Consider the following 9027-nt stretch of genomic DNA (forward strand, 5'->3'; position numbering starts at 1 on the left):
CCGGCCGCTGCCGCCTCCTCCTCAATCCTCTTGTTCGCCTCCCTCGCCTGCCTCTGCGCCTGGATCGCCTGCAGCGATAAGCCCGAGCTTCTGCAAAACTGGGTATGCCGCTTCGAGAGATGTAAGTTCATCGTCTGTTAGCGCTTCCAACTGTTTCGCGGTGATGGTGACGATCTGCACGGTACCCGACAGCCGGCGGTGCTCCACCCCAAGGCCGAAGAGCTTCGCCTTGCCCATCGTGGCGCTCACAGCGGCCGACGATTGCTTTTCCTTCAGTGCTATCGCCCGCGCTTCCTCAAGCTCCTGGGCGAGGCTGTCTACGGTGATCTCGACCTTCTTCACGGTCTTGGACTGCAACTCAGCTATCCGATCACGGATGCTGACATTTGCTGATAATCTAGTGGCGGCGCCGCGGTCCGGTTTGTAGCCAGCCTCTCGATAAGCATCGATCGCCGTCTTGCCCTTGGCGAGTGCCTGGGCGAACTTCTCATGCCGGGCGTTTTTCAGGACTGGCATGTCAAATCGCGACCTTTTATTGCGTAGCTACATATTGCCGCCCGTGCTACAGGTTATGTAGCTACATAAGTGGGGGCAGCATGGCGATCAGAATTGTACCGGCACCGGAGCCGAAGCCGACCGATCTGGTTCAGCAGGTCATGGACCATCAGGCCGAGAAGAAGCGGAAACGCTCTCCGAACGGAAGCCCAAAGCAATTACTGTCCCTCCGCGTCGATCCTGATGTGGTGGCCTGGTTCAAGTCCACCGGGGAAGGATGGCAATCTCGAATGAACGATGCGCTACGAGAAGCTGCCGACCTGTAAGGACTGGCATGGGTTAACGTTGGGAGGATCAGATGGGATTTGCCGAAAAGCCGATGGCATCAACGGGCAAAAAGAAGTTGGGGGACGGATGGCTCGTCCTGACCCTCAACGTTGGCGGTGTTCCGAAAAGAGAGATGTTCTTCCGGAGCGAAGCTGAGGCCGACGTTTATCTCTTGTCGCAGTATCCATTGGTTCACGCAGAGAACGGCCAGTGACGCAAATCATTTCTACCGACGGGTGAGACTTCGCATTTCGCGATGTGAATTTTCTACCGGCTTGCACCATTCACGCCGTATATGAGGGTATGCCTAACCCGGAGCGGCGGCGCGGCTTCTACAGCCAAGATGGAATGCCATGGTCTTCTCGCCGGTGAGAAGTCGAAATGTCCGCTCCATGCAGAAACGAGAAAACCCCGCCATTGCTGACGGGGCTGTGGGGCTCTTCGACAGTGCGCTAGCCTCGGCTTTTCCCGAACATGAGACCGAGGCTAAAGGTGATCGCGCTGAACAGCGCTGGGATGACCGCAGAACGGTCCACCCCTTCCTGAAGCGGGGCAAAGAAAACAGCTCCCAGCAAGCAGATCAAGAGAATAACAGCTATAGATACTGTATTAGTCGGGGCATGATCCTTGGTGCCAAAAATGCCGCCTACCGCACCGGGTTCTTTGGCTTGATTCTGAAGCATCGCGGCGGCAAGATCTTTATCTTCTGGCAGCTCAATCTTGTTCGCCATCACGCCACCCTCTTGAAGAAGGTGTACGACAATATTCTTGGTTTTCGACTGTCGTCTGACGACGACACTGTATTCACCAGGATCGAGATAAAGAGTTCAATACCCTGATGCTGGCCTATAGGGCTTTCCCAGGCGACTCCTAAAGGGTTGTCGAAGTTGACAAGCCCAATCCTTACAGACTTGTCGTCATGCCCAAGCACTTGAACATTCTGTGAGCCACCTGGCCCTTGCGAAAACTCAAAGGTAACTCTCAGATCTTCCAACGGAAGCGAAACAGTCGCGGCGTCAGAAGGAAGGCTTACCGAACCACTGCTCACGACGCCATATGAACCAGGATGTCGGGATCTGCTGAAAGTGATCATCGTGCTCTCCATTTTGGAGCACATTCGATCAGCGTAAGCCGATTCGCAACATCCACTCTCGTTTATGCAGCAGGACCGAGGTTGCGGCTTTTATGCTGCTTGCTTGCGCTTCTCGCGCTGCCGGCGTCGTTCGGCTTGAGCCTCGGCCCAAGAGAAGTCGCGAAGGTCTTCATCGAACCCGCAGACCGGCTTGCTTTCGTCTGGGCGCCAAACTCTGATGTTGGTGTTTTTATCCCCGATTTCGGGCTGATTTGTCAAAGGCTCATCAGCAGGCAAATCGTTATGCTGCAATGGCTTGCGGTCGAAAGCTCGCGCGATTTGTAAAAGAGCGGCATTTTTCCGGTAGTTCCCGACCTGCCGGCTCACCCCTTCAACATTCTTGCACCACTTGGCGAAGGCCTGTCCACCGGCTTCCGATCGAGCCCATGCCCACAGCGCGCGGCGATGCTGTTCATTCGGCACGAGCTTGATGATCTCCATAGCCGCCTGCCAGATGCCCATGTCGTTGCGGGAGTTGCGGAGCTTGTTCGGATCTAGCCATGCCCAGTTGGCGTCGTGCTTATCCTCGGCGAACCAGCCGTTCATGTCTGCCGTGTCGTGGACATATCCGTGATTAATGGCGCGGAGTGCCGCCGGCCGTGCGGTATCGGGAAGCTTCCGATCGACCTCGGCCGCACGGATGAATAGCTCTTTGATTTGATCCACAGTCATGCTGCATTCCTTCCGTCGAAGAGTTCGCCTTGCGGCTCGCCAAAGACGCGGCAAGCTCTTTCCCAGATAAGCCCTACGAGGGCTGCACGCTTATTTGTGATGCCGTCGAGCCCGAAGCACCAGTATTGTAGCTTCCCCACCGGGATCGCGTCAAAGAAGCTCAGGAACCGGGATACGTCGTTTTCCATCATCTCAGGGTAGTTCTTGCGGAACGCCAGGACGATATCGCTGGTTGCCCATAAGCCCGTTTCATCGAGAGCCGCGCGATTGTTGGCGCAGTCGGCCAAGGCCATGACAACAAACCTCGCATGATCGGATCCGTACTTCCGGATGATACGATGGAGGGTAGCAACCGCCCGCGTCTCTCCCACGGCCGGAACAACATTCGCCGGCACGACACGAATGTCGAATTCCGCAAAGATTGCCTCGGCCTCGGGATGACTGGTCAATCCACACCCCTCCATACCCGCCCATGGGCTATGTTGCTGATGGTTGACGGCACCACGCCGAACTCGGCCGCGATGTCTTTCAACATTTCCTTGCCGGAGCTGATGCGGGCTTTGATCTGGCGCACTTGGTCCGGGGTGAGCTTGGCCGTGTTCTTCCGCGCCCTGCCGTCTTGATGAAGGGCGTAGAGCACCACAGTGTGATCCCGGTTGAACAGCGTGCCGAGCTTCGGGCTTGAGAGCTTCGGATATCGCTCTGCCGTCATGCGGATGAGTTCGTACCGCGCCATGACGATGCTACGGCTGCGGCGGCGGCCCATGATGACCGAGCGGTCATATCCGCGAATCTCGCAGGCGAGCCGGATGAACTCCGCCGGCATGGTTCCTTGGGCATACATCTTCTGCCAGCGGCGCCATGCCACCACATGGTGATTTGCATCCGGGCGTACATGGATGAGGACCGACCGATGGAGAGGCTTGGGCGCGGGAACCATCCCGAGGCGTTCACCTGCGCCCCTATATCCGGCGATGAGCTGCTGCTCGTATGAGGATGGGAAGACGTGGAGGCTCATTTCCCGCCTCCCGGCATGGTTATTGCTCCGTTTCCAAGATCGAGTGATGACGGACTTGAAATGGCATGAAATCGGACAACTTGCGCCACTTTAGGCCGGTTGGCTTGGCAATGCACAGCATAGGCCGATACATCGTCGTGCACTCTGTGGAGGAAGCCGCCGAGGCGCTTTTGACCGGCTGGCCGACCGATGATGGTGAAGCATACTTCGAGGCCGTCAAGGTGTGCTTTGACGGCAGGCATGATCGGGCCACGCCGGAAGACGTTCGACGCGCTCTTATTCGAGCAGCCTTTGAGGCGAACGTGATGGTGATCCAGTAGCATCATGCTTCCACCCTCACCCGCTCGACCTCTACCGTCTTCCCGCCTCCGAGAAACAGCTTCTCCGCCGCTGCGCGCTTCACGTCCCTGACGCTGCTGCCGGCGATCTCACGCGAGGCGACAAGGTGACCGTTGAAATACGCGAGGGTATGCCGCAGCACCGCCTTGGTGGCCGATAGCTCGTCCTCGAACACGATAGGCGCACCGCCATCGCCCAGGATCGGCTTTGGCTTCGCATCGCGGGCAAAACGGGTCATTGCCCACCATCCGCCGCGGATTGGATGTGCATATCCAGAGAACTCGTTCACGAGAAAACCTCCTCTTGCGCGAAACGGAGCGGCAAGCAAACGTTGCGACAGGGGTTGTGAGATTCGGGGGATTTATGAACTACGAGACGTTCAAACAAATCAGCTATGCGTTCAGCAGTGACGGAGTTGAGCCAGACGCACCTAATGAAATGATTAATACTCATCAGGAACTGGCACAGTGGCTGAACGGCCAGGCTGTGCAGATGCCGTCGGATAATAGGTTCAGACCACTTTCTGGGGCTGCTAGGATTGCAGCAGAAAATGTAATTCGCAGCCTGAACCAGTCCCCAATAACAGCGATCCAGCAGCTGCAGCGAGTTGCCAGGGAGAGAACCCGAAAATTCATGGATTGGCAGGCTGCCCAAGAGACTAATCCGGACGTCCTTGCCGCTATCATCGCAGCATACGTGTTTGAGACACGTCGCCTTCAATATGAGCCCAACACAAGATCGCAAGATTTGATGCCGGCCGTAATTGGTAGTGAACTTGCAAGCTACGCATCCTGGAAAAATGTTAGTATGGCTGCCAGCAGCTTTGAAGAACAGGTTGGCCGACTGCAGGATGAACTCCGCGCTAACTCCACGCAAATACTGAACGCGGCTCGGGATCAGGTGCAATCCGCGAGCGAAACTGTAATCGGTCTTCAAAAGTCCAACAACGAGGCGCTTCAATCTTTGGACGAAACGAAGAAATTGATCGACGGCACCGCGAGGGAAAGTGCTGGGTACATTCACGAGCAAAGGACTGCTGCAGCTGAAGTCCACGCCAAGATAGATGAGGCTGAGGCAAAACTCGCAGCCGTGCAAGAAAGTATCGGAAGCTTGTCCGCAAAGAAATTGTGGGACCAAAGAGCGGCGTCCAGCAGATGGTCGTTCTGGCTTTCCGCCGGCCTCATCGCTTTCCTGTTGCTCATCATCCCAGGGACGGCGATTTACTATCTCGATTGGACGCTGGAAACACTGAGACACATTGGTGAAGCCACAATGCAAGGGCTTCCACCACAACCCACCGATACGCAACTTGCTGTCTCCGCCATCAATCGGCTGGTTGTGATCACACTGCCCATCGTACTCTATCTTTGGGTGGTTCGGCTGGTTGTTCGCTTCAACCTTCAGTCTCTTTTGCTCCTCGACGATGCAAAGCAGCGCCATACGATGATGGATACGTATTTCCATTTGCTCGAGCAGCAAGCCGCATTGAAAGAAGATCGAGCACTCGTATTGGCCGCCCTTTTCAGACCAACTCCGGGACACGGGCCCGACAACGTTGAGCCGCCGAACTTCACTGAGCTGCTCGATAAGGCCACCGGGAGATAGCTCCATCAGAACATCTCCTCTTGCGCCCTCTTGGGCTTCATGGATCGGTATCGGGTGTATTCAGCCTCGAATTGAAGCGTCTCGCGGATGGTGGGATCGCCAAAGCGGACCTTGGCCGAGCCGATCTCGGCTATCCCCTCGATGTCGCCGACAAAGACCTTGTTGATCTTCTTCCAGTCGGAATCGGTGGCGGCGGTAGCTACGCGCTCTGCCTTGTATTTCTCGGGCCGGTAGAGCCACAGAATGGCGTCATAGTCGGCCTTTGCGCCCTCCCCGCCGTACAGGTCGGCGGCAATCGGCCGGGGATTGTCGCGGCGTGTGCCGAAGCTGTTGCGCTGGTTCAGGATGAGGATCGACGACTGTGTCTCGTCGGCGAGCGCCTTGAGCTCGACGGTCACCTCGCCGGAGATGCGGTCGGCCGAAAGCTTCGGGTCGCGCGGCTTCACCTTGCCGATGTGATCGATGACAATGAACGGCGTCTTGCCGTTGGCCCGCTTCTTGATAAATCGTCGGGCATAGGCGACGAGCTGCGACACCCCTTCCCGCTGGCACCGGATGATGTCGAACGGCTGTTGGCCGATCCAGTGCGCGAACATCACGCACCGGTCGCGCTCGCTGTCGCTCATGAGCCGCATGGGCTCTCTCTGCTGCCGCACGCTTATCTCGTGCACCTGGGCGATCATCTGCCGGACGCACTGAGCCGCCGATTGGTCATAGGAGAGGAAGAGAACCGGATGCCCCTCTTCCACAGCGTGGTAGATGAGCTGCATCGTGAGGCTGGACTTGCCCTCGCCAGAGGATGACAGCAGGCCATAGAGGTTCCCTGCCTCGAATACCGGCTCCGAAAGCACCTTGGCGATCTCCGGCAATGCGATCGGCACGCCAATGACGCCCTGGCGCCGAGCCGATGCCTCGAACATGGAAAGATAGGAAGCGCCAGGCGAAGCGATCGACGTGGTCTCGCGGAACCGGCTTTTCAGCTCCTTCAGGCGCGATTCCATATGCTCGATCTCGTCGGCCAGCGTCAGGAGCGTATGCCCCTCCTGGGCTATCTCGGCGGCGATCTGAGCCTCTTTGGCAAGCTGGCGCCCGAGTGAGACGCTCTTGATGATCTGGATTGAACCCTCGAGCCCGCGCTGAATGGCCGGATTGGTACCCATGATCATCAGGCGTGACAGGTACTCCGCCGGCGAGACGTCGAGCTTCTCAATTTGTTTTGGAATGAACGGTTTCAGTGATACTGCGTTAACATTCTGACCGCCGCGCCAGAGTACCACCGCCTCCTTGAAAATAATTTGGTGGATTGGTTCGGCAAAATCCTCCGGCTCAAGGCCACAGTCGGTCAGGACGGCGTTGTCAACCAGCATGCAGGCGAGAAAAGCCTCGGCGCCTTCGAACGCATCGTCCTCGGTTATGCGGTCGAAGTTGTCGCGGTTTGACATGGCGTTCATTCGCTCACCTCGGCTGATGGTTGGGGTCGACCTGAATAGGAGGCTGATAAGGAAGGAAAATTTTCATGCAGACGCCTTGGAAGAACCCGGTAGTGATCCTGATTGGCGATCCTCCCACCGAGACAATCATCGCTACCACGCAGGGCGCCGCGTTGGTCCTTATTGAGGACTGGCCGCTCAAAGATGGCCCCGCACTGAGGCGAGCTCTTTTGATGTGCGCTGGCGTATTGGAACAAATCAACAAACCTGACGAAGCGCGCGAAGCCTTCATGGAGGCTGCCAGAGAAGCAGGCGTGCTGGTTGAAGCCAGTATCGTCGCCACGGGAAGCAAAGGCTGCTCGGGCTCGATATTGGGCGGAAGTGGGTCTCGATGATGGGCGCTTATGCCGAGACCTCCTGAACCGGCACCTCCACCCCTTGAACCCGAAAACGCGGCACCACAAATCGAATATCGGCGCTGAGCCACAGCGCTTTCCTTGTTGATCACCAACGTTTTCAGTGAGGTAGAAATGATCGCGAAGATGTTCGACAGACCCGTCTACTTGAAAGAAAGACGAGATCTGGTTCGAGAGATAAACTGCGTCGAAGATGCCATCGACTTTCTGGAGGATTGGCCGGAGCCAGACAAAGACCTCGACCATGAGGCCGCGCTTCGAACCTGCTACATGGCCCAAGACGACCTGAAGCCGCTGCGCGTTGCTCGTGACGCGATCCGGAGCTTCGGAGCCAAGAAGGGTATCCTCATGAAGGCTCCGGCTGTCCGGCCGTGGATGATCAACCGCCAGTCCGGCGGTGGTCACGTAATCTTCTAAGCGATCAGGCGAGATGGAGAGGCTGCAACCGCGGCCTCTCTGTCGAAGTTCGACCGCGTTCACTTTACCACCTCCAGCTTTCGCTTTGACGGCGGCCTGCGCGGTCCATGTCCGGTTCCGAAGGTTTGGCTATCGTGCCTGTGACCGATCGGATCATTGCCGAGCTGCTGGCGCACCTTCTCGACGCCTACCTCAACCTCCATTTGGTAGACGCGATCCGCCGGCGTGTGATCGCTGACGCAGAAGAGCTCGATCGGCTCATCGCTGTAGATCGTGAACCCACCCTGGGCATCCATGTTGATGACGACGCGGTTCATGCCGCCGCTCCCTGCCGCTCGTTGCGCTGCTGTAAGAAGCCTTGGAAAGCTGGACGGTATCTTCCGGCATGGATTTCAGCACCGCGCCAGCAGACCGCAATGGCAGCCGCCTCGCCGGCATTGTGTGCAACCGTCTTCTTCGCCGGGAGAACAATGCCCTCACGCTCGCACTGCGTGACGATCGCCTCCTTCCAGAGGTATTCGAGCCGTTCTGTCTTGCCGGTTTTCGGATCAGGCCTTTTGAGCTGATGAACCTTGAAGGGCGGCTTGAAGCCCTGCCCGTAGAACATCTTGCGCCAGGTTGCAGATGAGATCGTGCCCCATGGGATGCCGAAGTTTGCAACGGTGGAGAGGACCGCACCGTGAAGCATGCAAGAAACGACCGTCGCCATCGTGCCGCCGGGGCTCATCTTAAGCGCTGTTTCCATGACGACGAAGTCTGGCCTGAACTCCTTGATCAGCTTCGTGACCTTGAGGCCCATTTGGTCGGCACAATATTCAATCGAGGCTTTGGCAGGGAACTCCAGCACGTCACATTTGATGGAAGAGACATGCCTGGATGTGTCGAAGAAGGCCCATCCGGCCGACTTACTGGTGTCAAAGGCAAGAACCTTCACTGCCCTGCCCTCCGCTTTGCCGGCCGGCCGCGCTTCCGATCCTGATAGCTTTCGACATCGACGCCCTGGAGGACTTCGCGCGTCAGGCCACCGCCGGAAACCTTGTCGATGATGGCCTTTGCAACAGCCGTCGGCGTGACGCCGAAGAACTCGGCATCGTGCTTGAGGTTTTGTTCAGCCTTGGCTTGGACAACAATCTTGAGGCTCATTGCTTCACCGGATGGAAAAGAAAGATCCGAGCA

General features: G+C 57.3%; 15 protein-coding genes and 1 pseudogene. 7 read left to right on the forward strand and 9 right to left on the reverse strand.

The window, feature by feature from the left end; translation table 11 throughout:
* Window positions 1-21 precede the first annotated feature (21 nt).
* A complete protein-coding gene (locus tag YH62_RS29185; protein WP_052760515.1) occupies window positions 22-516 on the reverse strand; it encodes a hypothetical protein in 495 nt (164 codons plus the stop codon).
* 152 nt (window positions 517-668) lie between these two features.
* On the opposite strand from YH62_RS29185, the pseudogene YH62_RS30920 reads away from it, so the two are divergent.
* From YH62_RS30920 to YH62_RS25510, 3 genes and pseudogenes are all read left to right on the forward strand, one after another.
* Window positions 669-821: pseudogene (locus YH62_RS30920) on the forward strand (BrnA antitoxin family protein); the annotation flags it as partial.
* 32 nt (window positions 822-853) lie between these two features.
* Window positions 854-1036 (forward strand): hypothetical protein, encoded by a 183-nt coding sequence (locus YH62_RS25505; RefSeq protein WP_046797130.1) that lies wholly within the window; start codon window positions 854-856, stop codon window positions 1034-1036.
* Between the two features lie 139 nt (window positions 1037-1175).
* Window positions 1176-1661, forward strand: a complete 486-nt coding sequence (locus YH62_RS25510) for a hypothetical protein (RefSeq protein ID WP_137326864.1) — start codon at window positions 1176-1178, stop codon at window positions 1659-1661.
* Window positions 1662-2005: 344 nt separating this feature from the next.
* Here the strand turns inward: YH62_RS25510 and YH62_RS25515 are convergent, their stop codons facing one another.
* The 3 genes from YH62_RS25515 to YH62_RS25525 are packed head-to-tail and all read right to left on the reverse strand — an operon-like array spanning window position 2006 to window position 3644.
* On the reverse strand, window positions 2006-2626 hold the full coding sequence (locus YH62_RS25515; RefSeq protein ID WP_046797132.1) for a hypothetical protein: 621 nt from the start codon (window positions 2624-2626) through the stop codon (window positions 2006-2008).
* Window positions 2623-3075 carry a hypothetical protein gene (locus YH62_RS25520; RefSeq protein WP_052760516.1) on the reverse strand — a complete coding sequence of 151 codons (453 nt, stop codon included), beginning with the start codon at window positions 3073-3075 and terminating at the stop codon, window positions 2623-2625. The genes YH62_RS25515 and YH62_RS25520 overlap by 4 nt, the downstream gene beginning before the upstream one ends.
* Window positions 3072-3644, reverse strand: a complete 573-nt coding sequence (locus YH62_RS25525; protein WP_046797134.1) for a hypothetical protein — start codon at window positions 3642-3644, stop codon at window positions 3072-3074. Before YH62_RS25525 ends, YH62_RS25520 begins: the two co-directional genes overlap by 4 nt.
* A 65-nt stretch (window positions 3645-3709) precedes the next feature.
* Between YH62_RS25525 and YH62_RS25530 the strand changes: the two genes are divergently transcribed.
* Window positions 3710-3964, forward strand: a complete 255-nt coding sequence (locus YH62_RS25530) for a DUF982 domain-containing protein (RefSeq protein ID WP_046797135.1) — start codon at window positions 3710-3712, stop codon at window positions 3962-3964.
* Window positions 3965-3966: 2 nt separating this feature from the next.
* On the opposite strand, the gene YH62_RS25535 is transcribed toward YH62_RS25530, so the two are convergent.
* On the reverse strand, window positions 3967-4221 hold the full coding sequence (locus YH62_RS25535) for a hypothetical protein (RefSeq protein ID WP_046797136.1): 255 nt from the start codon (window positions 4219-4221) through the stop codon (window positions 3967-3969).
* A 125-nt stretch (window positions 4222-4346) separates the two neighbouring features.
* On the opposite strand from YH62_RS25535, the gene YH62_RS25540 reads away from it, so the two are divergent.
* Window positions 4347-5588, forward strand: a complete 1242-nt coding sequence (locus tag YH62_RS25540) for a hypothetical protein (protein WP_137326865.1) — start codon at window positions 4347-4349, stop codon at window positions 5586-5588.
* A 5-nt stretch (window positions 5589-5593) separates the two neighbouring features.
* On the opposite strand, the gene YH62_RS25545 is transcribed toward YH62_RS25540, so the two are convergent.
* Entirely contained in the window at window positions 5594-7039 is a 1446-nt protein-coding gene (locus YH62_RS25545; RefSeq protein ID WP_046797138.1) for a DnaB-like helicase C-terminal domain-containing protein, read from the reverse strand.
* Window positions 7040-7104: 65 nt separating this feature from the next.
* On the opposite strand from YH62_RS25545, the gene YH62_RS25550 reads away from it, so the two are divergent.
* Both YH62_RS25550 and YH62_RS25555 read left to right on the forward strand, forming a co-directional pair.
* Window positions 7105-7413, forward strand: a complete 309-nt coding sequence (locus tag YH62_RS25550) for a DUF982 domain-containing protein (RefSeq protein WP_082118514.1) — start codon at window positions 7105-7107, stop codon at window positions 7411-7413.
* Window positions 7414-7548: 135 nt separating this feature from the next.
* Window positions 7549-7851, forward strand: a complete 303-nt coding sequence (locus YH62_RS25555) for a DUF982 domain-containing protein (protein ID WP_046797139.1) — start codon at window positions 7549-7551, stop codon at window positions 7849-7851.
* A gap of 59 nt (window positions 7852-7910) precedes the next feature.
* Here the strand turns inward: YH62_RS25555 and YH62_RS25560 are convergent, their stop codons facing one another.
* The 3 genes from YH62_RS25560 to YH62_RS25570 are packed head-to-tail and all read right to left on the reverse strand — an operon-like array spanning window position 7911 to window position 8994.
* A complete protein-coding gene (locus YH62_RS25560) occupies window positions 7911-8168 on the reverse strand; it encodes a hypothetical protein (protein ID WP_046797140.1) in 258 nt (85 codons plus the stop codon).
* Window positions 8165-8785, reverse strand: a complete 621-nt coding sequence (locus YH62_RS25565; protein ID WP_046797141.1) for a hypothetical protein — start codon at window positions 8783-8785, stop codon at window positions 8165-8167. The genes YH62_RS25560 and YH62_RS25565 overlap by 4 nt, the downstream gene beginning before the upstream one ends.
* Complete coding sequence (locus YH62_RS25570) at window positions 8782-8994, reverse strand: hypothetical protein (RefSeq protein WP_046797142.1); 213 nt, start codon at window positions 8992-8994, stop codon at window positions 8782-8784. Before YH62_RS25570 ends, YH62_RS25565 begins: the two co-directional genes overlap by 4 nt.
* Window positions 8995-9027 lie beyond the last annotated feature (33 nt).

Source organism: Rhizobium sp. LC145 (assembly GCF_001005825.1).
Lineage (GTDB): Bacteria > Pseudomonadota > Alphaproteobacteria > Rhizobiales > Rhizobiaceae > Neorhizobium.